21 protein-coding genes, 1 tRNA gene and 2 pseudogenes are annotated in these 24,025 nt (G+C 54.4%); 20 read left to right on the forward strand and 4 right to left on the reverse strand.

The window, feature by feature from the left end:
* Positions 1-28 precede the first annotated feature (28 nt).
* The gene (locus B5G09_RS06065; protein WP_087404472.1) at positions 29-610 is read right to left on the reverse strand and encodes a hypothetical protein; all 582 of its coding nucleotides are present in this window, start codon (positions 608-610) and stop codon (positions 29-31) included.
* A gap of 531 nt (positions 611-1,141) precedes the next feature.
* Between B5G09_RS06065 and B5G09_RS06070 the strand changes: the two genes are divergently transcribed.
* From B5G09_RS06070 to B5G09_RS06100, 7 genes are all read left to right on the forward strand, one after another.
* Entirely contained in the window at positions 1,142-2,329 is a 1,188-nt protein-coding gene (locus B5G09_RS06070; RefSeq protein WP_087404473.1) for a site-specific integrase, read from the forward strand.
* Positions 2,330-2,361: 32 nt separating this feature from the next.
* On the forward strand, positions 2,362-3,642 hold the full coding sequence (locus B5G09_RS06075; RefSeq protein ID WP_087309591.1) for a site-specific integrase: 1,281 nt from the start codon (positions 2,362-2,364) through the stop codon (positions 3,640-3,642).
* Positions 3,643-3,704: 62 nt separating this feature from the next.
* The gene (locus B5G09_RS06080) at positions 3,705-4,625 is read left to right on the forward strand and encodes a WYL domain-containing protein (RefSeq protein WP_087404474.1); all 921 of its coding nucleotides are present in this window, start codon (positions 3,705-3,707) and stop codon (positions 4,623-4,625) included.
* The gene (locus B5G09_RS06085) at positions 4,618-5,217 is read left to right on the forward strand and encodes a hypothetical protein (protein ID WP_143256490.1); all 600 of its coding nucleotides are present in this window, start codon (positions 4,618-4,620) and stop codon (positions 5,215-5,217) included. The genes B5G09_RS06080 and B5G09_RS06085 overlap by 8 nt, the downstream gene beginning before the upstream one ends.
* 383 nt (positions 5,218-5,600) lie before the next feature.
* Positions 5,601-7,301, forward strand: a complete 1,701-nt coding sequence (locus tag B5G09_RS06090; protein WP_143256491.1) for a hypothetical protein — start codon at positions 5,601-5,603, stop codon at positions 7,299-7,301.
* A 111-nt stretch (positions 7,302-7,412) separates the two neighbouring features.
* Positions 7,413-7,727 (forward strand): hypothetical protein, encoded by a 315-nt coding sequence (locus B5G09_RS06095; protein ID WP_087404477.1) that lies wholly within the window; start codon positions 7,413-7,415, stop codon positions 7,725-7,727.
* Between the two features lie 214 nt (positions 7,728-7,941).
* Positions 7,942-8,988, forward strand: a complete 1,047-nt coding sequence (locus tag B5G09_RS06100; protein WP_087404478.1) for a hypothetical protein — start codon at positions 7,942-7,944, stop codon at positions 8,986-8,988.
* A 590-nt stretch (positions 8,989-9,578) separates the two neighbouring features.
* Here B5G09_RS06100 and B5G09_RS06105 read toward each other — a convergent pair.
* Positions 9,579-9,649 (reverse strand) — tRNA-Cys (locus B5G09_RS06105).
* 204 nt (positions 9,650-9,853) lie between these two features.
* On the opposite strand from B5G09_RS06105, the gene dprA reads away from it, so the two are divergent.
* From dprA to B5G09_RS06145, 8 genes and pseudogenes are all read left to right on the forward strand, one after another.
* Entirely contained in the window at positions 9,854-10,954 is a 1,101-nt protein-coding gene (dprA, locus tag B5G09_RS06110) for a DNA-processing protein DprA (RefSeq protein WP_087309575.1), read from the forward strand.
* A pseudogene (locus tag B5G09_RS06115) lies at positions 10,951-11,739 on the forward strand (TatD family hydrolase); the annotation flags it as partial. The gene dprA and the pseudogene B5G09_RS06115, both read left to right, overlap by 4 nt.
* Before the next feature lie 134 nt (positions 11,740-11,873).
* Positions 11,874-12,176, forward strand: a pseudogene (locus B5G09_RS14320) (TIGR04076 family protein); the annotation flags it as partial.
* Positions 12,177-12,392: 216 nt separating this feature from the next.
* Complete coding sequence (locus B5G09_RS06125) at positions 12,393-13,421, forward strand: type I asparaginase (protein ID WP_087404481.1); 1,029 nt, start codon at positions 12,393-12,395, stop codon at positions 13,419-13,421.
* Between the two features lie 428 nt (positions 13,422-13,849).
* On the forward strand, positions 13,850-14,596 hold the full coding sequence (locus B5G09_RS06130; RefSeq protein ID WP_087404482.1) for a MotA/TolQ/ExbB proton channel family protein: 747 nt from the start codon (positions 13,850-13,852) through the stop codon (positions 14,594-14,596).
* A 28-nt stretch (positions 14,597-14,624) separates the two neighbouring features.
* Complete coding sequence (locus tag B5G09_RS06135; protein ID WP_087309570.1) at positions 14,625-15,044, forward strand: hypothetical protein; 420 nt, start codon at positions 14,625-14,627, stop codon at positions 15,042-15,044.
* Positions 15,045-15,057: 13 nt separating this feature from the next.
* Positions 15,058-15,663 (forward strand): biopolymer transporter ExbD, encoded by a 606-nt coding sequence (locus B5G09_RS06140; protein ID WP_087309569.1) that lies wholly within the window; start codon positions 15,058-15,060, stop codon positions 15,661-15,663.
* A 16-nt stretch (positions 15,664-15,679) separates the two neighbouring features.
* On the forward strand, positions 15,680-16,153 hold the full coding sequence (locus tag B5G09_RS06145; RefSeq protein WP_087309568.1) for a biopolymer transporter ExbD: 474 nt from the start codon (positions 15,680-15,682) through the stop codon (positions 16,151-16,153).
* Between the two features lie 422 nt (positions 16,154-16,575).
* On the opposite strand, the gene B5G09_RS06150 is transcribed toward B5G09_RS06145, so the two are convergent.
* Positions 16,576-17,178 (reverse strand): ribonuclease HII, encoded by a 603-nt coding sequence (locus B5G09_RS06150; RefSeq protein ID WP_087404597.1) that lies wholly within the window; start codon positions 17,176-17,178, stop codon positions 16,576-16,578.
* A gap of 129 nt (positions 17,179-17,307) precedes the next feature.
* Between B5G09_RS06150 and B5G09_RS06155 the strand changes: the two genes are divergently transcribed.
* Both B5G09_RS06155 and B5G09_RS06160 read left to right on the forward strand, forming a co-directional pair.
* Positions 17,308-18,312: a hypothetical protein gene (locus B5G09_RS06155; RefSeq protein ID WP_087404483.1), complete on the forward strand. Its 1,005-nt coding sequence runs from the start codon at positions 17,308-17,310 to the stop codon at positions 18,310-18,312.
* Between the two features lie 157 nt (positions 18,313-18,469).
* On the forward strand, positions 18,470-19,396 hold the full coding sequence (locus B5G09_RS06160; RefSeq protein ID WP_087404484.1) for a helix-turn-helix domain-containing protein: 927 nt from the start codon (positions 18,470-18,472) through the stop codon (positions 19,394-19,396).
* 262 nt (positions 19,397-19,658) lie between these two features.
* On the opposite strand, the gene B5G09_RS06165 is transcribed toward B5G09_RS06160, so the two are convergent.
* Positions 19,659-20,102 carry a hypothetical protein gene (locus tag B5G09_RS06165; protein ID WP_143256492.1) on the reverse strand — a complete coding sequence of 148 codons (444 nt, stop codon included), beginning with the start codon at positions 20,100-20,102 and terminating at the stop codon, positions 19,659-19,661.
* A gap of 335 nt (positions 20,103-20,437) precedes the next feature.
* On the opposite strand from B5G09_RS06165, the gene lipA reads away from it, so the two are divergent.
* The 3 genes from lipA to recJ are packed head-to-tail and all read left to right on the forward strand — an operon-like array spanning position 20,438 to position 23,936.
* Positions 20,438-21,319 carry a lipoyl synthase gene (gene lipA / locus B5G09_RS06170; protein WP_087309564.1) on the forward strand — a complete coding sequence of 294 codons (882 nt, stop codon included), beginning with the start codon at positions 20,438-20,440 and terminating at the stop codon, positions 21,317-21,319.
* Positions 21,320-21,321: 2 nt separating this feature from the next.
* A complete protein-coding gene (gene lipB / locus B5G09_RS06175) occupies positions 21,322-22,161 on the forward strand; it encodes a lipoyl(octanoyl) transferase LipB (RefSeq protein WP_241147589.1) in 840 nt (279 codons plus the stop codon).
* Between the two features lie 8 nt (positions 22,162-22,169).
* Positions 22,170-23,936, forward strand: a complete 1,767-nt coding sequence (gene recJ, locus B5G09_RS06180; protein WP_232009128.1) for a single-stranded-DNA-specific exonuclease RecJ — start codon at positions 22,170-22,172, stop codon at positions 23,934-23,936.
* The last annotated feature ends 89 nt before the right edge of the window (positions 23,937-24,025 follow it).

Genomic DNA, 24,025 nt, shown 5'->3' on the forward strand with positions numbered 1-24,025 from the left:
GGCAGGCCTGCATACGAAAAAGCCACGCCTACCCCCCCCCGTCGGGGAAGGGCGTGGCCTGTCGCCGCTGCAGTCGTAGACCAGGAGGTTGCCATTGGCCGTGCGCGCCTCGTTCAGATCGTCCGAAACCGAAACGCAGAGCAGCATCCGCTCCGGATCGGCCACCACGTTGCAGGTCAGACAGCGGGCTTCGGGGACGTTGTCCTGGACATGTATACTCCTCGACCTGCCACGTCGTGAGCGACACGCGGCTCACGGTCAGTGTCCCGGCCGCAAAGCAGAGGTAGTCGCCCGCCAGCGTGATGCCCGACGAGGTCATCGGATCGGCCGAAATGTCGGCATTGATCGACTTCTTGCGCGTCTGGGTCATCGTCTCCGAATCGATGAAGGTCAGGCAGCTCTTCGTCTCGCCCGTGCGGCCACAGGTGCCCACCACGATCTCGTGGTCGCCCGTGCGACAGATGCCGCTGATGAACTCCCCCGAAAGGGGCAGCGAACACGTCACCTCGTCGCGGCGCTTCGTGAATTCGAAGAGCCGGGTCTCGACCCAGAAACCGCCTCCGGCGCAGTAGAGGCGGTCACCGATGACCGTCATGCCGCGCGTCGCCACAACGGTCTCGATCGTCTGCCCCTGGTTGCCGAAGTGGTAGCCCCCCCTTGACCAACGTCAGCACGCCGGTCTCGGTGTCGAGGCGGAACATCCCCTGCCCGTCGGCCAGGAAGAGGTTGTGTTCGTCGATGACGGCCAGATTCTCCGATAAATTGTGAGATTAGTGTGTATATCTGTGTGTAAAAGAAAAATTGCCATCGTAAACTATTGATTTACAACGGAAATTTCAGAAATCTGAGGTCTGAAGCGAAGCTCACTATTCGTTGATTATATGATACTTACGATATTTTACCCTGTTGGATAGTTGAATATAAAGACTATTGTAAAGTAAAGATACACTGAAAAATAGGGCCATTTATACCGGTGCGCCCCTATTTGCGCCCCCGAATCTTAAATCGGTCTATATCTCCTCGATTGGCCTTCTGTTCGTCTTTTTAAGGAAAAAGATAATTATTTATTGTAAATTCTTTATAATCCGATATTTTGTAACTTATTTAGTCCCTGAATATTACACTTGTTTTGGGGATTTAAATGGCGAACTACTCGATTTGTAAATGTATCCGAAATGATAAGCCCTTGAAACGGAACGGAAAGTATCCGATTTACCTGCGAATAAGAGTCGGAGACCGAAGTACGAAAATTCCGACGGGCTTGGAGGTATGGGACGGTCGCTGGGATGCTAAACGGATGGAACCGAAGGATAAAACCCTCGCTATCCAGTTGAACCGGAAAATTATGGAGCTCGATCTCTATATCAATCGGCTGTTGGCCGACGGTACGGAGTTGTCGATGGATCTGGTAAAAGAGTTCTATGACGGAAAACGACGTGTGAAACCCGAAAATAGATCATTCTACGACTATTACCTCGACTTTGTAGAACGAAAACGAAAAGAGGGCTTGAATTCCGAAACGATCCGGGTCTATATGACGACCTTTCACGTCTTGAAAGCGTTTCGATCGGAGCTCCGCATCTCCGATATTTCGCTCCCGTTTATCGAAGATTTCGATAACTATATGCGCGAAGTAAACGGGAATTCGGCCGGAGGTCGGAACCCGAAGCATAAAAACCTGCGGACGGTGATTCTCGATATGCTTAAACGGAATATCCCGATTGAAAACCCGTATAAGTGGTTCAAGATGCCGAATTCCACGGTAAAAGAGGTCTATTTGGAGAAAGACGAACTCCTGCATTTGATCGACTACTCCGATAAGTTTGCGAGAGATACGAAAGAGTACCGGATTTTGAAAATGTATCAATTCTCGTGCTTCTGCGGTCTCCGCTTCTCCGACGTGCGCGACTTATGTTGGAAAGACGTGGATTTTTCGAACGGATTGATAAAAAAGCGGATGATTAAGACGAAATCCGAGGTGATAACCCCGCTTTTCCCGATGGCGCGGGAGATATTGGAAGAAAAATCCGAAAACGGGCGTTTGTTGGGAAGCGGTGATAAAATCTTCTATCCCTATACCGAACCGACCGTAAATCGAACGCTTCGTGAACACGTGAAACGGGCCGGAATCGATAAGCACGTAACCTACCACTCCTCCCGCCACACCTTTGCTACGCTGTTGGTGCTGGATAAAGTGGATATATATACGATTTCGAAGTATTTGGGTCATAAGTCCGTGAATATGACCCAGCGCTATCTGAAATACGACCTCTCGATAGCCAAGGAATCGGCGAAGAATATCAAAACGTTCTCTGGTAGAAAAGGATAAAAAAAGCTATCTTGTGAGAAAATTCTACCGAAATGATTAAACTGCCGACCCCGACTTTATATCTTCGGAGCGATAAACGGAAAAAGAACGGCCGAATGCCGTTATATATCCGATTCCCTCGAATTGATGGCGAAGAGCCGAAATATCCGATGGGTATCGACTTATTGCCCGAAGAGTGGGATGATAAGACGAAGGAACCGATCGACGACGCGCTGAAACTGATTATCGAGAAGGAGTTGACGCGAATTAGAACCCGGATATATAATGTTCTGGTAAATGGCGAAAAGTTGACGAAAACGTGCCTGCGCGAGATTGTAGCGAATGAAGAGCCGAAAGATCCGGGCGATGCGTCATTCTACGAATATTTCGATAAATACGTCTTGGAGCGGAGACAGGCCGGAAAGATGACCCGCTCGACGGAAAAGGGGTATGATACGACCCGGCGAGCCTTGAAAGAGTTTCGCGAAAAAATCCGGATAAAGGATATTGACGCGAAGTTTATCAATGATTTCGAACGCTTTTTGATAAAGCGGGGTCGTGAACACGGCCTTGGAGATGTTTTGGGAACGAGAGCGAACCGGTTGAAGCACGTCCGGACGATTGTTCTTGATATTGAACGGCGAGGTATTCCGATAAAGAATCCGTACCGGACCCGTGAATGCGAGGTTCCCAAAGCTGCCGAAAACGATACGTTCCTCGAATATGACGAACTGAAAAGGATGTACCAGCTTTTGGGACTCGATGCCGAAATCGGATCGACCGAGTTCCGGGTATTGGTCATGTTCCTGTTTTCTTGTGCCGTAGGAATCCGATTGAGTGATGCGCTTTGTATAACCTGGGGCGCGCTGGACGTAACGCAAGAAACGATTATCGTACACTTGATTCCTAAAAAGGGGGATAAGCCGTGGAAACGGAACCGCGAAGTTCATATCCCTCTATCGACCTTCGGCGAAAGAATGATCGAATGGATTGCCGCCGATGATGACGGAATCCCTTTAAGTCAGGTCGAACGTGAAAACCGAATGTTCCGAATTTCATCGGCGTCGACGGTAAATCCGACGTTGAAAAAGCTGGCGAAAATGGCAGGGATAGATAAGAACCTGACTTATCACGCCTCCCGAAGAACCTTTGCGACCTTAACTGCAGCGGAGGGTGCGGATACCTATACGATTAAGAACTATTTGGGACACTCGAGCGTAACGATGTCTGAACGCTATATGAAATGGAGTAAGCAATTGGCTCTTGAATCGGCGGAGAAAAACCACTTGATTGATATAAAGAAGATCGTACACCGGACGAAAAAAAAGAAATAGATCGAAGCTTCCGCCGAATTCTGGCGGAAGCTATTTTTATCTTTGTGAAAAAACTTTGGACGATGAATGCCTTGACGAATAATACGGCGACGCTGCTGCGCCGTTACCTGTGGCTTCTGGAGACGATCTATTCCGCGGGAAGAATCACGCTGGATGAAATCCGCCGCCGCTGGCTCCGGAACGAATGGTCGGGCGGAGAGGAACTTCCTCGAAAGACCTTCGAGAATCACCGGAAAGCCGTCGAAACGCTCTTCGATGTCAATATTGCCTGCGACCGCCGGACGAATGAATACTTTATCGAATACGGCGATGATCTCGAACGGGACGATCTGCGACGCTGGTTGTTGGAAACCTTCGCTGTAAACGATCTCTTGGTAAATAGTAAACGCCTGCGCCGACGAATCGCATTGGAACCGATTCCCTCGGGCTACACCTACCTGACGACCGTTCTCCGGGCGATGGAAGAGAACCGATGCCTGGAAATCATCTATCGTCATACCTACGATGAAAAGCGGGAAAAGCGCTACGAGGTTGAACCTTACGGGTTGAAGGCCTTTCGACGGCGCTGGTATCTGATCGCCGAAAGCGTGGAGATGGGCGGAATTTATGCGTTTGCCCTCGATCGGGTAGTTGATATAACTCCGACGGCGAAAGAGGCTGAAATCCCCTTGGATTTTGATTGCGCGGAGTTCTATGCCGACGCCTTCGGAATTATCCGGATTCCGGGGCAATCCGCCGAACGGATTGAAATTCGGGTCTATGGGAAGCAGGCGAACTATGTTCGGGCCCTGCCACTGCATCCTACCCAGCGGGAGATGGAACGGACCGCGGAATATTCGGTGTTCGAATACCGGCTGGCCCCGACCTATGACTTCCGGATGGAACTGCTCTCGCACGGTGCCGACGTGGAGATACTGCAGCCCGCGTGGTTTCGGGAAGAGGTGAAAAATGTGGTTACGAAAATGAGGGATAGATATGAGTAAAAAAATTACTGTAAAATTAAGACCCGAAAATATAGAAAATATATCTGTTCGCCCGTGTAGGAAAGGAGTCTATCTAACTTTTGATGCGGGAAATATTCGTTCTATTGTCTGTAAATATTCGAAGGTAATCACGATTTGTACGTCTAAACCAATTTATGATGATGAAAGGATACCGCCGATATTAGGCCCCATGTTATATTCCTTGTTAGAGAAAAATAGAATATCTGCGGGGCTGTTCCATTGGGACTGCGGCTATCCGTTCGCTAGAATGGGTCATCGTGCTATAAAAAACTATGTTATAGGATTATACGATATACGAAACCTTGCCGTTATAAATGGCATTAAAGCGATTGTAATTTCTCTTGATGACTGGACTTTGCCGAATTTCCTTTTGAAAAAGAGAGAAGATGAAAATTTCTATTCAGAGGTGATGAAAATGGCGAAAGACTTGAATTTAATAGTTTTTGTTTTATGGCATATGTTCCCTGAAAACGGATGCGATTGGGGAGATAAATTAATACGGATTAAGACACCTGCAGAATGCCATAAAACTGAAACGATCTATTATTTAGAGACGATGAATGGACTTTGAAGGGGCTTCGATTTGTTCGAAGCCTTTTTTGTTGGAAATCCGCGAAATCTTCGTACTTTTGTCTATGACATATCGATAGACGCGAAAGCGTAAGTTTATTCTCTACGGCGAATCTGGAAAATTCTTACGAATACGAGAATAAGCGCGGTTATTCCCGTGTCCTTGAAAAAGGGCGTGGGCTGTTGCTTATTTTAGTATTCGGGTATTCCAGAACCTGCCGTATGAAATAAGCCTTCAGCGCCACGCTTTCTTTGTTTAATCCCCTGCCGGTTCGGGCGTTGGGCAGGAATGGTTCGATGGCAAAAATAGGCGGACCTTGCGCCGGGAGTTGGCGGAAGCGACTGATAATTTTGCCGGAAAGAGACTGTAACCGGGATCGAATGATGAAAAAGAGTGAACTTTCGACGAGGGACCGGATGTGTTCCGTAGCCGGAGGAATGGCCCGATGGTTTATAGACCGGGAAGTCCCCTCCCGGCTGATCCCTTTCCGGGGAGAATTCCCCCTGCTGGATACGATCGAGACGAAGCGATTCCGGGAGGCGATCCGTTCGACGATGTGGATCGAGGAGCTGCCGCCGAAACTGCGGTATGCCGCTGCCGAAGGGAGTCGGATGGCACGGCTGGAGGAAGACTTCCGCCACTACCTGTCGAGATACGAAGTAACGGGGGACGATTTCGAAACGTGGGACGAGGCCGAGAAGTCGAGGTGGTTGCGGGATTGGATGAAGGCCGCTTCCGTCAGCGAGGACGACCTGACCGTTAAAAAATACCGGGAAGAAGCGGCCTCGGCTCCGGAACCCGTTGGCGATCCGACGATACCGGACGTCGAGAAGCGGGAAATTGATGACGACCGGATCGCGCGACGGGTCTATTGGGACGATCTGTGCAGTGAGTTCGGACGGATCGGCTGGGAGGAGAAACTGCGGAACCTGGCCTTGTATATTCACTACGGTGGGGATTTGGAGGCCGTTTTGACCCGCTATAAAGCGAGCCACCCCGATTACGCCGACCGGGTTCCCTTCTCGTTGGCGTATTATATCAGCTACCTGCGGACGGGCCGTGCGATCTCCGTGTTGAATGATTTTCTATGGAGAGGCGTTGCTCTTCCCGAGCGGAGGTTGGCGGCTCTGCTCTCCGCCGAGTTACACGAACGGCTGGAGGAGTTTTTCCGATGGGACGGTGCGGCGAACCGTGCTTGGACGGTGCGGATCGACTACGAAGGCGAAAAAAGGATGATGGAGAAGGCGATGGCTTTGGGTGTGGAGCGAGGCCGTGAATTTCTAATCTTTGGGAACCTGACTATAAAACCTTTTACTATGGAAACGAAAGAGACCTTATTGAAGGAGAACCCTTGGCTCGAACTGGCTGAAAAATTGAAGAATAGCGATTATCGAGGATCTCCGGATGTTCTCGTTTGCAGTGGCGACCGGACCGCGATCGAAGCCTTTAACGAAACGGCCGACGAACTGCATAAAATCCGGCTCGAAGGGGTTCCCGAACCGGTGCATGGTCGTTTCTTTAACGCGAAAGTGGCCCTTCTGACGCTAAATCCCGGGTGGGTGGAATGCACTGATAAGCAACTCGGGAACGATGGCACGCTGAAAGATGGGTTGACCGCTGAAAAGAGACGGTATTTCCTGCAACAGAAGGCCGAAGCGATGTTGTTGAAAGGGCGTCCCTTCCCGACTAAAAATAAAACGCTGCGTGCCATTGATACCGACTACTGGAATAAACTGCTTAACGAGGTACTGGATAGATGCCCCGATGCTACAAAATACCTAACGATTATTCAATACCTCGGGTATCACTCTAAAAAATATAAGGATATCGGGAAACGGCGGATTCACTCGGAATCGGGGCTGCTCCCCACCCAGGAATTTGCCGTAAAGCTGGTTCGGTATCTGATGAATAAGGGGGTGCTGATCGTGATTTGCCGAAGTAAAAAAAGATGGTTCGCCGCCGTTGAAGGGTTGGAGAACTATTCGAATCTGGTGCTCCTGAATAATTACCGACGGCCCTATCTTTCACCGAATAATTGCGCGGATGACGGATTCGATGCTGTCATAAAAGCGCTGAAAGAATAGGATATTTCCGATCTCGCTGCGACCGCCCGAATAGCCTCCGGGAAAGGGCTTCGGGACGTATATATAAGAAAAAGAACCGACTAATTTCTATAAACTAATCTTTATAAAACGATGAACTACTACGCTTTGGTTGATCTCTTCGGAGGCTTTTTTATCGCTTGGTGTATCATTGGGATACTCGTTTGTATAAGTATTGTCTGCCGAATGGCTAAAAACTACGGCCGCTCGGTAGCCGAATGGCTGCTGATCGCGATTTTCTTCTCGCCGATAGTTGCCATTATCGGGTTGGCGGCCCTGGGTAAGACGCTCGAAAAGAGGTTTGAAGAGTGGGAGTGGATGGAAACCCAGAAAAGGATGGCCCGAAAGGAGATGGATGAGGATAACGATTATATGAACGTATCGGAAGCGGATTTGAAAGAGGTATAATGCCCGCTGCCCGTTTGCGCCTCTCTTCCCAAAATATAATCGCGCGAATAGTTAATGGTTTTCCGGTTTTATATAAGAAAATATAATAGGCCTCGAAAACCAGCTATTCATAGGGATTCTGTAAGCGAAAGAGTCCGATTTTCCTCTTAAACGGTTGAGAAATAGAAAATAAGAGGTATAGAATCGTTATCTTTGTAGAAAAGCTATTTGTGTTATGATAGATAATTTAACGATTCGTTTGGAAGGATTTTCGGGCTCTTTTGAGAACTGCGAGCGTGTCAAGGAGAACGGTAATATCGCGATATATCGACTGAAAGGCCTCTCCTTGACCACTCCGCACCCGCTTACCTTGATTTTGGCGAAACGGTCGGGAACCCTCTATATCGTAAATAGCCTCCGGAAGTGGTATTATGGAAGAGCGTCCCTGCTCGACTTTACCTCCGGAACGCTTCTTCACGCCTTTAAGCTGTTGGCCGGACGCTTGAAGATCTCCTACGAAGAATTGAGCCGCGGTCGTGTTACCCAGGTCGAGGCCGGGCTGAATCTACGCACGCGAATCTCGTGTCAGCGGTTATTCGGTCTGATAGCCGGATATAAAACCCGCCCGCGAAACTCGATTAAGAATGAAACCCTCTACTTCGGAGATCGAACCCGCGGCGTAGGTTATAAGAAGGTGATGCTCTACGATAAAACCGCCGAGATTGTTGCCAAGATGCCTCTTCGGAAGCGTTTCCGTCAAGAGGAGATTTTTGAGGTGCTGGCCCGGCACGGTTACTTCTTCCCGCGGTATGAATTCAAACTCGCCGACCGTCAGGCCCTTTCTCAAAACGGCCTCGATATCCGTACCGTCTCCGACCTCGTAGCCGGATACGAAGAACTCTACCGGTTTCTGGCACGCGAAGCCCGGAATTTCGTGCTGTTCGAACGAATCGGAATTACGGAGCGAATGACCCCGAAAGAGCGTCTAATCGCCGAAGGACTGAACGAATACGGATATACGGAATATCTTGAAAAATGCCGGGAGACGTGTCGTTCACGAACGGTTAAGGGATTGAAATCCGCACGCTATAAAGTTCGGAAGGATTTAATCCGCGTGATCGACCGCTACGATACGGGAGATTACGGAAGCCGTCAGTTCCGAATCGACCTCGGGCGGAATCTCGTAAGAATAAGTAAGCACGATCCCGCGCTGAACCTGCCTGAAACCCTCCGGGAGCTCTTTATCGGCCGCCCTGCCTCTAATAATAAGAGGAATAAGTAAGCTATATACCTAAAAGAGTAGATAATGGATAGCTTATAATAACGAGAAGTAAATTAGTTATTACGAAAATATTCTAATAGGCGAAACCCGAAATCCTGTTCGGCCGATTGACCGGGGAGTTCGGCGTGCCGCTGTTCGGTCGAATTCGACCTGTCCCGATTATTCTTATGGCGGGACCGATTTCCGGATTCCGCTTCCGTCGGACGAATATGCGCCTATCTCCCGTCAATAATGCTTGGATATCGGCGCTTTTTCCGTTGAAACGGGATGTCGTCGAAACCGGCAATACGATTGGATCGGGAATAAGTCCGTCTGCTATTCAAGGAATGCCGGGGAATCGGGGATAATAGCGGAGTGATGATTGGCCGCTGGCCTTGTCAGTTATTAGTGGGCGGCGGGAATTCGGGAGGATGGTCTATGAACTGTTCCGTGAATAAGAGATCGAAAATCCTTTCAAGCCTCGATTATTCAATAGTGCAGTGATTGACTGTATGTTGAAAATTCGGACCACTTGCGCCCCTATCTGCGCCCCCGTAAATGAAAGAAGGCCTCTTAATCGCTAAAAATTAGCTGATTAGAAGCCTTCTTTGAGGTCTGAAGCGGACTCGAACCGCTGTATAAGGTTTTGCAGACCTTTGCCTAGCCACTCGGCCATCAGACCATGTCGCACCTCCTAACTAATCCAACTCCCCCCCCTTCTTTTCCCAGCCCCACTTCTGAGACCGTTTCGGTGCTTCGGGAGTGCAAATATACAAACTTTTCCGTTCCCTCCAAAACTTCCTCGCAACTTTCATCCATTTTCCCCGAATTTCATCGTTTTTCTCCTAAAAATAGTTACCTTTAGTCCCGGATTTCAGCTCTTAGCATGACCATCGAGGATATCGCCCTCCAGATGACCCGCGGAATCGGGGTGAAAGGTGCCGTCCATCTGCTCGAAATTTTCGGCAATGCACGGAACATTTTCGACGCATCCCTCGACGAACTCTCCGTCCGAGCCCAGCTCAAACCCGATATCGCCCGGAATATCATCCAGAAACAGGCCTTCCACGCCGCCGAACGCGAAATCGAATACTGCCGCCAGAACGGAATCAGCATCCTCGCATCAACCGACCCCGAATATCCCGCCCTGTTGCGCGAAATCCCCGACTTCCCGGCCGTCATCTACGCAATGGGAAACCTCAGGATCCTTTCCAAACGCTGCCTCTCGATGGTCGGAACCCGGCAGGCTTCGCCATACGGACAAATCATGTGCAACCGACTCGTCGGCCAGCTCGCCGAACAGGTCCCCGGCCTCACGATCGTCAGCGGACTGGCCTTCGGGATCGACGTGGCCGCTCACCGGGCGGCTCTGGAGGCCCATGTCCCGACGGTGGCCGTACTGGCCAATGCCCTGCCAGAAGTGACCCCCGCCCAACACGCCGGAGTTGCCCGCGAGATCCTCGATCAGGGCGGAGCGCTGATTACGGAACTTCACTCGCAATCGCGTCAAAACGGCAACTTCTATCTCGCCCGAAACCGCATCATCGCCGCCCTGAGCGCCGGATGCATCGTCGTCGAATCACCCGACAGCGGAGGTTCGCTCGTTACGGCACACTACGCCGACGGGTACAACCGCTCGGTGATGGCCGTCCCCGGACGCGCTACGGACCGCTCCTCGGCCGGAACCAACCACCTGATCCGAAACCGCAAGGCCCAGCTGGTCATGAATGCCGATGACGTTATCCGCGAACTGATGTGGGATTTCGGAGAGGATCCCGCCGGGTTCCGAACCCAAGTACCCACCCCGTCGCTGACCTCGGACGAGGAGCAACTGCTCAAACTCTTCCCGTCGAGCGATCCGCTGCCGCTCGAAATCCTGGCCGAACGAAGCGGACGGAATCCCGGAGAGCTGGCCGTACTGCTCATCGGACTCGAGTTGTCGGGAGCCATCCGACAACTCCCCGGAAACCGTTACATGAAGCTATGAATCTGATCGATACACACTCACATCTCTATGACGAAGCGTTCGACGCGGACCGTGAGGAGACACTGCAGCGTGCCCTGGCCGCCGGGGTCGGGCGGCTCCTGCTGCCGGCCATCGACTCCCGGAGCCACGAACGCCTCTTCGACCTCTGCCGCCGCCATCCGGAGTGCTGCTCCCCGATGATGGGGCTGCACCCCACGTCGGTGAACGACATCCCGCACTGGCGCGAAGAGCTGGAACTCGTACAGCAATATCTGGACAATCCACCCGCAGGAATCGGACGCTTCTGCGCCGTCGGTGAGATCGGGCTGGACCTCTACTGGAGCCACGACTTCCGCGACGAACAGATTGAGGCCTTCCGCCGTCAGATCAACCTCGCGCTGCAGTACGGACTGCCGATCGTCGTCCACACGCGCGATGCCTGGCCCGAGACGCTCGAGATCATGCGCGAATATGCGGGCCGCGGCGTCCGAGGGGTCTTCCACGCCTTCTCGGACGGTGTGGAGAGTTACCGCGAACTGAAAACCTGCGGCGACTTCCTCTTCGGCATCGGCGGAGTGGTCACCTTCAAGAAGAGCCGCATCGCCGAGGTGGTACGCGAGATGGAGCTGCAGGATCTGCTGCTCGAGACCGACTGCCCCTATCTGACCCCGGCGCCCCATCGCGGCCAGCGCAACGAATCGGCCTATGTACGCTACGTATGCGAGAAGGTGGCCGAACTGAAGGGAATTTCGGCGGAAGAGGTGGCCCGCATCACGACGGCCAATGCCGAACGCATGTTCGGCGTGACGGTTGGCCGGGATCCCGGGACGGAGAGAGCACTCCAGGGCGAAGAGTCCGGTCCGAAGAGCCCAACCCAAGACGGAGTCTCCGGTTCGGAAGGACCGACCGATAAAACAGGCAAAACCAACGAACCGCACCGATGAAACGCGTACGCATCACCGTCATCCGCAAGGCACACTACCCGGATCTGATCGAACGGTATGAGAATCCGATCGAAGAGGCCTGCGACCTGCGGGAGGGGCAGGTATTCATCGCCGAAAGGTGGCAGAAGCCCGACGGGCTGTGCGAAAGTGCCTGGCAGACCCTCTCGCCCTTTGTCATGGCGCTGGCTCACGGCGCCACGAACCTCTACGAGGGGTGGATGAAGAATCCCGCCTCGGCCCTGCTCTCGTGCAACGACGGATTCCGCCCGGTCAGTTTCCTGGTGGAGGCTCTCGATGAGACCGAAAGTGCGGAGCCGACCTCCGGCCGCCGCCCCGACAGGGCTCCAAGCAAGGGCGACGCTCCGGACACACCCCCGGGCAGCCTGCCGGACGCCGCCGCTCCGGAGACCACGGGCGACTCCCCGGAAAAAAGCCCCGCGGCAGGCAGACAAACCCGTCGGACAGACCTCTGAAAACCAAACACCGACAACAAGCAACATGAATTTCAAAAACATATGCGATCTTCCATTCTGATCATCTACACGGGCGGAACCATTGGCATGAAGACCGATGCCGCTACGGGTGCACTGGTTCCCTTCGATTTCAGCGGCATCTACGAGGAGTTCCCCTCGCTCAAACGCCTCAACGTCGACATCGATGTCCATACGGTCGACCCGGTGATCGACTCCTCGAACGTCGAACCCGCCCACTGGATCGCCCTGGCCGAACTGATCCGCGACAACTACGCCCGCTACGACGGTTTCGTCGTCCTGCACGGCACCGACACGATGTCCTACTCCGCTTCGGCCCTGAGTTTCCTGCTGGAAAACCTCGCCAAACCGGTCGTCTTCACCGGCAGCCAGATCCCCATCGGCGTCCTGCGCACCGACGGCCGCGAAAACCTCATCACGGCCATCGAAATCGCCGGCGCACGCGAAAAGGGACATCCCGTCGTTCCGGAGGTCTCGCTCTACTTCCAGAACCGCCTCTTCCGCGCCAACCGCACCACCAAACGCAGCGCCGAAGCCCTGAGCGCCTTCCAGTCCGACAACTATCCGCCGCTGGCCGAGGTCGGCGTCAACATCACCTACAACCGTCAGGCCATCCTCCACCCGGCGGAGTATCCCTCGACGCTGCGCATCGCCACCCGCCTGTCGGGCGGTATCGCTCTGGTGAAGCTCTTCCCGGGACTGGGAGAGGAGATCCTCGAAGCCACCTTCGCCGCCCCGGGACTGCGCGCCGTGGTACTCGAGACCTACGGCGCCGGAAACGCCCCCACGTCGGAACGCTTTATCCACGTCCTGCGCGAGGCCGTCGACCGCGGAATCATCCTGCTCAACATCACCCAGTGCGGCGCCGGATGCGTCTCGATGGGCCTCTACGAAACCGGACTGATCCTCCAGAAAACCGGCGTGCTCTGCGGCTACGACATGACCTGCGAGGCCGCCGTCACCAAACTCATGTACGTCCTCGGGCTCGGACTCCCCCAAAGCGAGACCCGCGATCTGCTGCGCAAACCCCTGCGCGGAGAATTTACCGTCTGAGACGTTGCACGAAACGATTTTTTTTCCTATATTTCGCACTGCTAAAGTGCCCGTATGTCAGGGTCCACAGCCTGGACAGACGCGCGCAGGACAGGCAAAACAGTTGATTGATAAATGATTACCCGATTCCGAATCATTGTATCCAGGATTCGAAAAGATGTGTGAAAGTCGTCTCCCGGCACGGCCCGCAGCCCCCGAAAAGAGCCCGGACCTACCCGGAAGCGAAAAAAAAATATGTTATTAGTAATTTTTTAACCGACCCGAAAAAAGTTCCGAAGCGGCTCCCGTTCCGGTCTCCGGCAACCCGGAAACCCCGGCAATGCCCAAACCGGAAACGCACACGGCGGACCTGCAGCCAAAGAAACCTTTAAAAAAGACACAAACAAATAATAATCAACTAATCAAATTTAATCTTATCCAACACAACTATGAAAAAACTTTTTTTGATCCCGTCGGTTGCCCTTCTGGGTACCGTTAGTGCCTTCGCTCAGGACGCCGCAGCAGCCGCTGAAACGGTTGTAGCCGAAACCCAGATCGCTGGCGACAGCCTGCACCACGTGCTGATGCAGAAGTTCCTCGAGGGCGGTTGGGCCTGGATGCTTCCGATTTTGGTATTCCTCGTACTCGGTCTGGCCGTAGCCATCGAACGTATCCTTTACCTGTCGCTCTCGACGATCAACTCGAAGAAATTCATCGCCAAGGTCGAAGAGACCCTGAAAAATGGCGGCATCGAGGCTGCCAAAGAGATTTGCCGCAACACCCGTGGCCCGATCGCTTCGATCTACTATCAGGGCCTCGACCGCTACGACCAGGGTCTCGACTCGGTTGAAAAAGCCGTCGTTTCCTACGGATCCGTACAGACCGGCCAGATGGAGGCGGGACTGACATGGATTGGCCTGTTCATCGCCCTCAGCCCGATGCTCGGATTTATGGGTACCGTCGTCGGTATGGTCGACGCATTCGACGCCATCCAGGCTGCCGGCGATATCAGCCCGACGCTCGTTGCAGGCGGTATCAAGGTCGCCCTTCTGACGACCCTCATGGGTCTTATCTCTGCGGTTATTCTTCAGCTGTGCTACAACTACATCGTTTCGAAGATCGACTCCCTCGTCAACACGATGGAGGATTCCTCCATCACGCTGATGGATATCCTGACGGCTTACAACAAGAAATAATCGAACTCTGTAAAAATCTTTAGCAATCATGAAAAAAATAATGAACATATTGCTGGGGGTTCTGATGGTAATCTCCGTGGCCCTTCTGGTCTACGCGATCGCCACCGGAGGCTCGGAAGCCGCGATCAGCGTAAACCTCATATGGTGCTACCTCCTCATCGTAGCCGCCGTCGCTGCCGCTCTCTTCTGCGCCGTCTTCGGAATGGCCCAGAACCCGGCAGGCATCAAGGGAGCCTTATTATCCTTTGTGCTGATAGTCGGCATAGTCGGCATAGCATACTTTATTTCCGCCAGCCACTCAGTTCAAATTCCCGACCTCGCAAACAACAGCGTATTCGACCATGGTGCAACCGTGCTGACTGAAACCAGCATCCTGGTGACGTACGTAGCCATAGTTGCTGCAATCATAACGGTCGTAGTTACCGAAATCTGGGGAGCACTTAAATAATAAATGAGCGGTTATGGCAAGAAACGCAAGAAAAACACCGGAAGTAAGAGCTGACTCCCAAGCCGACATCGCCTTCCTGCTGCTCATTTTCTTCCTGGTCGCCACGACCATGAATACCGATACGGGTATCGCGCGTGTGCTTCCCCCGATGCCTCCTGAGGACCAACAGCAGGAGGAGATCAAGGTGAAGGAGCGCAACCTCTTCCTCGTATTCATCAACGGCCGCGGAGATATCATGGCCGGAGCAGCCGGCAAACAGGAGCCCATCGACCTCAGCCAGCTCAAGGAGCGGGCCAAGGAGTTCATCGTGAACCCGATGGACGACCCCGATCTGCCCGAGCGGATCGACAAGGAGATCGAGCTTGCCAACGGCGGCAAATGGGTATATCCCGTCAGCGAAGGCGTGATCTCGTTGCAGACAACCCGCGATACGAACTACCAGTCCTATATCATGGTGCAGAACGAACTCACCCGCGCCTTCAACGAGGTGCGCGATGAGGTCGCTATCCGCAAGTTCGGATCCAAATATAGCGAACTCACCGAGGACGAGCGCAATGCGGTAGCAAAAGCTGTGCCCTTGAAGATTTCGGAAGCAGAACCACGTAATATTAAAAGGTAAGTAAGCCATGGCAGTAATGAAAAAGACGGGAGACAAAAAAGAAGTCCCCGCTATCTCGACCGCTTCGCTTCCCGACGTGATCTTCATGATCCTCTTCTTCTTCATGGTCTCCACGACCATGCGTGATCAGGAACTGCTCGTGAGATACAAGCTCCCGGAAGCTACCGAAGTGCAGAAGCTCGAGAAAAAATCCCTCGTCAGCTTCATCCACATCGGTCCCCCGTCGCTGCTGATGCAGGCAAAGTTCGGTACCGCGCCCCGCATCCAGTTGAACGACTCCTACAAATCGACCCGTGACATTCTGGATTTCGTAGCCGCAGAACGCGACAAGCTCAGCGAAGCAGACCGCGCCTCGATGACCATCTGCTTGAAGGCCGACCAGGCCACCAAGATGGGTATCATAACCGACGTCAAGCAGGAGCTTCGCCGTGCCAACGCGCTGAAGATCTCCTATGCGGCATCCAAGACGCTGGGATATCAGTACCAATAGAATCCGGTCTCGATCGAATGTTGAAAAACGGCTCTCCACATGGGTGGAGAGCCGTTTTTGTTGGAGGAGCGGTGCAGGGTAAGGAGCGGGGAGAAGAGGAGTCGAGGCAAAAGAAAAGAGTGGCCAAGGCCGTAGAGGGCTGAGGAACAGCAGAGCCGAGGAACAGCAGAGCGGCGGGACAGCAGAGCGGCGGGACAGCAGAGCGGCGGGACAGCAGAGCGGCGGGACTGTAAAGCCGCAGAGCCTTGAGGCCACGGGGCAAGAAGACTGCCGAGCCGCAGAACCTCGAAGCAGGAGAACCGGAAAGAAAAGGTACTCCAAAGCAAGCAAGCGGCAGAACCAAGGCGGATACGACAAGCCGGCCGATGCGAACATCGGCAGAAAGGACCGGACCATAGACCGGATTCAACGGAGGAGAGACATCACCCGAACGGCAGCTCCAACTGGTCGATCTCGTGGTTGAAGGTCAGCCGATGATAGGGAGTAAGACCATACTCCCGAATGGCAAGGCGGTGTTCGCGCGTCGGGTAGCCCTTGTTCTTCGACCACCCGTATTGGGGATACTCCTCGGCCAGATGTCGCATATACTCGTCGCGATGGGTCTTGGCAAGGACCGAGGCCGCCGCAATGTCGGCATACTTCCCGTCCCCCTTGACTATGCACTGCCACGGAATCTCCAGACGCGTGCGGAACCGGTTGCCGTCGATAGCCAGAAACTCCGGAGCCGGATCGAGCCGGGCCGCGGCCAGCGACATCCCCTCGAAAGAGGCGTTGAGAATGTTGATCTCGTCGATGCGCGCCGCCGAAACCGCCTCTACGGCCCACGCTATGGCTTCACGCTCGATGATGACACGGAGTTTGTCCCGGTTACGCTCGGTCATCTGCTTCGAATCGTTCAGCAACGGATCGTGAAAATCGGGCGGAAGAATCACGGCCGCCGCAAAAACCGGCCCCGCAAGACATCCCCGACCGGCTTCGTCACAACCGGCCTCGCGCTTTTCGTACTGATACTGATTCTCCAACATGATCACACGGTTCAATCCGTTCGGCAACAGGGCGTGCGCACACGGCGAAGACCCGCCACATACCGAATCGAACAAAGTTACGCAACTTTCAGCTTTTTTCGCTAATTTTACCCCGAAAAACACATCGACATGAAATTCAACATCGCACGGCAGCCGCTTGTCCCGGCCTTTCTGACGCTTGCGGCAATCACGGCCCTCGCGATGTGGAAGGTCCCGTTAACGGGCGAATTCAACCCCGAAAACCTCGCCATCCCGACCCACGGAGTGTTCGCCGTCAAGACGCTTGAGGAGTTGCTCGGGGAGTTTCAAGGCGCCTTCCCGGGGTGGACCCGCGCAATCGGGGCGCTGCTGATGCTCTTCACGGGCATGAGTCTCGGACGCCTGACCCTGCGCTACAACCTCTACTCCGTCGGGACCTGCCTGGCCATCCCGCTCTACGCCGCATTCACCGCGGGGCTCGCCCTCGAAGGGGGACTACTGCAGATGCTCGTTGCCAATACGCTGCTGGCCCTTTCGGTGAAGAACTTCGCACGCTCGTTCTGCAACGGATATGCTTTCGATGCCCTGTTCCGCGCATCACTCTATCTGGGCATCCTGCTGCTCACCGCTCCCGCGGCACTGCCCCTTGTCGCACTGTTGCCGCTGGCCATCATCCTCTTCCACCGCACACTGCGCGAATCGGTCGTCGCCCTGGCCGGATTCCTACTGCCGATCCTTGCCTTCGGATATGTCAACTGGGGAGCCGGAGGCGATTTCACCGCCCCCTTTGAACAGGCCGTCGAAGCCTTTACGAACGGATCGGCCCTCGAGGCCGCACGAGCCATCCCGATCCCGAATCTCATCCTCCTCGGAGCGCTCCTGCTGCTCGATCTGCTGGCCCTCTTCTTCTTCCTCGCCGACAGCTACGCCGCCGGAAACAAACCCCGGGCCATCTTCATCTTCCAGATCTTCCTGCTGATTCTGCTCATCCCCACACTGCTCAATCCCGTATCGACGTCGGGCGAAATCCTGCTGCTGGCCGTGCCGTCGGCCATTCTGATTCCCTTCCTTCTCGTTCGGATCCACCGACTTCCGACGCTCATTCTCTATCTCCTGCTCACGCTCGGAAGCTTGAGCATCCTCTTATTACAATAATATATTTAGTCTGAAACATAGCACAAACTGTCATATTTCACCATTTGTGCCTAAATATGCTATTCACTATAGTAGATTGAAAAGTTTTAATTGTATATTTGAGTTCGGACAAATGTGACGCAACGCTTTGTTCCAAAAAACTTAAATTACAATTAACATGAAGAATTCAATGAATTCATCGGTCCAACAACCGATGATTGTGAAGTACATGGAACCACTTCACAACGGAATCCAAACACAGGTCCTCTCCCGCTACGCCATCGGCTACATCCTTCGCGGAACCAAGAACATCTACGACGGCGACAAACGCCAAACCCTCTCCCGCGGCGACGTCTTTTACCTGGGTATCGGCCACCACTACACCGAAAACTGCCCCGAAGGCGGACAACCCTTCGAACAGATCCTCTTCTACTATACGCCCGAGAAGCTGCAGAAGATTCTCATGCACCTGAACATCACCTACGGGCTCAACATCTCGAACGACCATTCGTGCGAAAACTGCCGCAACCGTAACGAAATCTTCATGCCCGCCTGGAACTCGCTGCGCAACTTTTTCACCAACACGAACAACTATCTGCGTGACGAGGAGTTCCGCCACGACGAAACGGCCGAGAATATCAAAATGACCGAACTGATCTATCTGATCGCCTCCCACGAAGACTGCTGCCTGAAGAGCAAACTGCTCAACAACGTCGATACGGCCCGGGAGAATTTCGAACAGATCGTCTACGACCACATCTTCAAGGATATCTCGATCGAGGAGCTGGCCAAACTCACCAATCGTTCGCTCACCTCGTTCAAGAAGGAGTTCCGGCGCCATTTCGAAATGCCGCCGCACAAGTGGTATATCCGCCAGCGGCTGATGCATGCCCGCCTGCTGCTGATCTCCACCTCGAAATCAATCTCCGAAATCGGTAACGAGTGCACCTTCCCCAACACCTCGCATTTTATCAAACTCTTCAAAAAAGAGTATCAGATGACCCCGGCCACCTATCGCCACCGACACCTGACCTCCTCGGCCGAGGAGAGTCTGCAAAACGAGGTGCAGGCTGCCGAAGCCGGCGAAATCCGGCAGGCGCTTTAAACAAAAACTTATAAAATCGAGCAAAATTAATTTTTTTTAATTACGAACTGTAAAATATTTTCTGCGCCTTTGAAAAAAATATTACAAAATATTTGGATTATCATAAAATTTGGCCTACATTTGTGTATCAAACGTGGGGTTCTCCCACTCTCATTAGCCTAACTAACCTAACCTGAGTGGCCCGATACGATGTATCGGGCCACTTCTCTTTTCCCGGAAGGGAACCGGAGGATTCTGTCTGAAGTTCATTACCGGCTTACACTCAGAGGTATCTGCCGCCCAATCGCCGGGCGTCGGCGACCAGTTGCGGATCCAACGGCACGGCCCGAAGCCGGGTGTCGGAGGCCCGGCAGGCGATGAGCCGATCGAAGAGATGGTAGAAACGGATCCGAAGAAAACGGGCGGGAAACGACTCGGCATCGTAGCCGTACTCCTCGCCGCAGAGAGCAGCCAGAGCAGCCTGTTCGAGGCAACGGAGTGCCGCGGCAGGTGATCCAAGCAGAAGATAGAGATCGGCCAGCCGTTCGAAGGCGCGGCTCGCGTCAAAGGCCCTCCGGTCGGCCTCCGCACCGAAGCCGCCGAGACGGACCGGACGGTAAGAGGCGGCAACGATCTCCCGCCGCAGATCGGGCGACAGCATCAGGCGGTCGTTCCGCAGCCGGGCCACCAGGCGGTGACCCAGGCTCAAAGGTCGTTGATTTTCCATAGAGACAAAATTTCAAAAAACGGACTGCAAGATTCCGGACCGGAGCTGTACGCATGGACGCAATATCCCCGCAAATGCGGTCGCAACGGACCGGAATTCGGCAGAATATCTCTATGGAATCGGCTTGAAATGAATCACATGGCGCGACAAAAGGTATTTCGGGCAATCGAAAGGCCCCGCATATACGATGCAACAAAGATAATACAAAAAAGTCGCAGTTCCAAAACCCGGGCTCCGGCCGGAAGGGCGATTCGCTGAGCAGGAGCAAAAAGATACATTGGGAATTGTCAATTATTTTTTCTATTTTTGCAACAATAGGAAAATAATGAACTTAAATGCCGAAGTTTCATGACAAGGTAGATGTTCTCAAAAAACCCGGATGGCTGAAGATCCGACTCCGCCAAACTCCAGAATGGGCCGAGGTGCACGACATCGTCGAAAAACACGGGCTGCATACCATTTGCAGCAGCGGTCGCTGTCCCAATCAGGCCGAATGCTGGAGCCGCAGAACCGCGACATTCATGATCCTGGGTGAGATCTGTACCCGCGGCTGCCGCTTCTGCGCCACCCGAACGGGGCGTCCCGAGGCTCCCGATGCCGACGAACCCCGCAAGGTCGCCGAAAGCGTCGCCCTGATGAAACTGAAGTATGTCGTCGTCACTTCCGTGACCCGCGACGATCTCCCCGACGGCGGTGCCGCCCATTGGGCCGCTACCGTGGAGGCGATCCGGTCGCAGAACCCCGACGCCGTAATTGAGCTCCTTATTCCCGATCTCGACGCACGACCCGACCTGCTGGATACGGTCATCGCGTCGAAGCCCGACATCATCGGGCACAACATCGAAACCGTCGAGCGATTGACCCCGCTGGTCCGTTCCCGGGCCAGGTATCGGACCAGTCTGGCGACCCTGCGCTACCTGAGCAGCCGGGGTGTCGTGACCAAAAGCGGTCTGATGGTCGGACTCGGCGAAAGCGATGATGAAGTTTTACAGACCCTGCACGACCTGCGACAGGCGGGTGTCAGGATCGTAACGCTTGGTCAGTACCTTCGGCCTACTCTGGAGCACTACCCCGTTGCGGCGTATATCACTCCCGAAAAATTCGAATGGTACAGACTTCAGGCGCTGGAGATGGGTTTCAGCTATTGCGCGAGTGCACCCCTGGTCCGCTCGTCGTACATGGCCGAAGAAGCCCTGCGTAGCGTAAAAGGTTTGTAGCAATGAAAGCCCTGCTGAGGGACCTCGGAACCCTGGAGTATGCCGCCTGCTGGAAACTGCAGCAGGAGCTCTTCGACGCCCTTCTGGCCCGGAAACGTTCCGGTAGCCGGGAGTGTGGCGAGAGGGTAGCCGCCGAATGCGCTTCGGAGGCGAAAACAGCGGACGAAAGTACGTCTGCCGGGCGCGCATCGGAGACAAATACGGACGCCGGAGGGGCGTTTGGTCCGATGTTGGCAGCCGACTGCGCACGTCTGGCCGACCCGCACGGGCGGGAACTGGCCGGCGAAGTGCTGCTCGTCGAGCATACGCCGGTCTACACGCTCGGCAAGAGCGGACACGCCGAAAACCTGCTGGTCAGCCGCGAAGCGCTCGAGGCGGCCGGCGCCGGGTTCTTTCACATCGACCGCGGCGGTGACATCACCTTCCACGGTCCCGGACAGCTGGTCGGCTATCCGATTCTGGATCTCGAATGCCTCGGAATCGGACTGCGCGACTACATCGACGCCCTGGAAGAGGCCGTCATCCGCACGGTGGACCGCTACGGCATCCGCGGCGGACGCATCCACGGGGCCTCGGGCGTCTGGATCGATGCCGAAGGGCGCCGTCCGCGCAAGATCTGCGCAATAGGAGTCCGCTCGTCACGTTATGTTACCATGCACGGGTTTGCGCTCAACGTGACAACCGACCTGAGTTGGTTCTCGCGCATCAACCCCTGCGGATTCACCGACCGCGGCGTCACCTCGATCGCCTCGGAAACCGGCTCGACACCCTCGATGGAGGAGGTCAAACGTCTGGTTGTGAGATTTTTAAGTGAAGAATTAAATGTTGAAATATATAAATAACAACTCGTATGCCTATCGAAAAACGCTGGGTAGTGAAGCCTCAGGGCGACCCCGCGACAGTAGCCATGTTGGCTGCCGCTCTGCGGATCTCGCCCGTACTGGCCAATCTGCTCGTACAAAGAGGCATAGACACGGTAGAGAAGGCGGACAAGTTCTTTAGACCCAACCTCGCCGATCTGCACGACCCCTTCCTGATGAAGGACATGGACCGTGCGGTCGAGCGGGTCGAACGGGCCGTCGCCAACCACGAGAAGATCATGGTCTACGGCGACTACGACGTCGACGGCTGTACGGCCGTTGCGCTGGTCTACAAGTTCCTCCGCCAGATCGGGCACAAAAACCTGATGTTCTACATCCCTGACCGATACACCGAAGGTTACGGTATCTCGATCAAGGGTATCGACCTCGCGGCCCGAAAGGGCGTGGGGCTGATCATCGCTCTGGACTGTGGCATCAAAGCCACGGAAAAGGTGGTCTATGCAAAAAGCAAGGGCGTGGATTTCATCATCTGCGACCATCACCTCCCGGCCGAGGAGATTCCTCAGGCCGTAGCCGTTCTGGACCCCAAGCGGGTCGACTGCTCCTATCCGTTCGACGAACTCTCGGGATGCGGCGTGGGCTTCAAGCTCGTGCAGGCCTATGCCCGCAAGAACCACATCCCCGCCGAACAGGTTCTCAACCTGCTGGACCTGCTCGTCGTCTCGATCGCCTCGGACATCGTCCCCCTGACGGGTGAGAACCGCATTCTGGCCTATTACGGCCTGAAAAACCTCAACCGCGAACCCTCGAAGGGGTTGCTGTCGATCATCAAGATCTGCGGACTGGACAAACATAACATCACCATCGACGACATCGTCTTCAAGATCGGACCGCGCATCAACGCCGCAGGCCGCATGCGCATGGACGAGAACGACGAAAATGCCTCGCCTTCGGGCGGTCATGCCGCCGTCGAGCTGCTCATCGAGGGTAACGAAAGCGTCGCCGCCGAATTCGGCAACGTCATCGACTCCTACAACCGTGACCGCAAGTCGATCGACCGCCACGTCACGCAGGAGGCCCACGAATACATCGAGCAGAATCCCGAACTCAAGCGCCTGAAGAGCACGGTGATCTACAACCCGCGCTGGATGAAGGGCATCGTCGGAATCGTCGCCTCACGGCTGATCGAGACCTACTACCGCCCGACGGTCGTACTGACGATGAGCAACGGATTCGTGACCGGTTCGGCCCGCTCGGTGCCGGGATTCGACCTCTATCAGGCCGTCGAGTCGTGCTCGGACCTGCTCGAAAACTTCGGCGGACACATGTATGCCGCCGGTCTGACGATGCGGCCCGAGAACGTCGGGGAGTTCATCCGGCGCTTCAACGAGTTCGTCGAGAAGAACATCGACCCGCAGATGCTCATCCCGCAGGTCGACATCGACAGCGAGCTCCTCTTCTCGGACATCACGCCCGCCTTCCGTCGGGATCTGAACCGCTTCCAGCCCTTCGGTCCCGGCAATACGGCCCCGGTCTTCGTGACCTACGGCGTGATCAACCACGGTGAGGCCAAGCTTGTCGGCATGGAGAGCGAACACCTCCGCATGGACCTCATGCAGCGTCAGAAACCTAATACGAAGCTACAGGCCATCGCCTTCCAACAACCGACGCACTATGAATGGGTCCGCGCCGGCAAACCGATCGACGTCTGCTATCAGATTGTCGAGAACCACTACCGCGGTACGGTCTCGACGCAGCTGCGCGTGAAGGACATCAAGCCCGTCACGGGGCGATAGCGCAAGGACGGCCGGAGACGGTATCGGCCGAGATCAAAACAGGGAAAGCAAAAAGTCCGGAGAAAACTCCGGACTTTTTGCTTTCGGGC

Source organism: Alistipes sp. An54 (assembly GCF_002159375.1).
GTDB lineage: Bacteria > Bacteroidota > Bacteroidia > Bacteroidales > Rikenellaceae > Alistipes > Alistipes megaguti.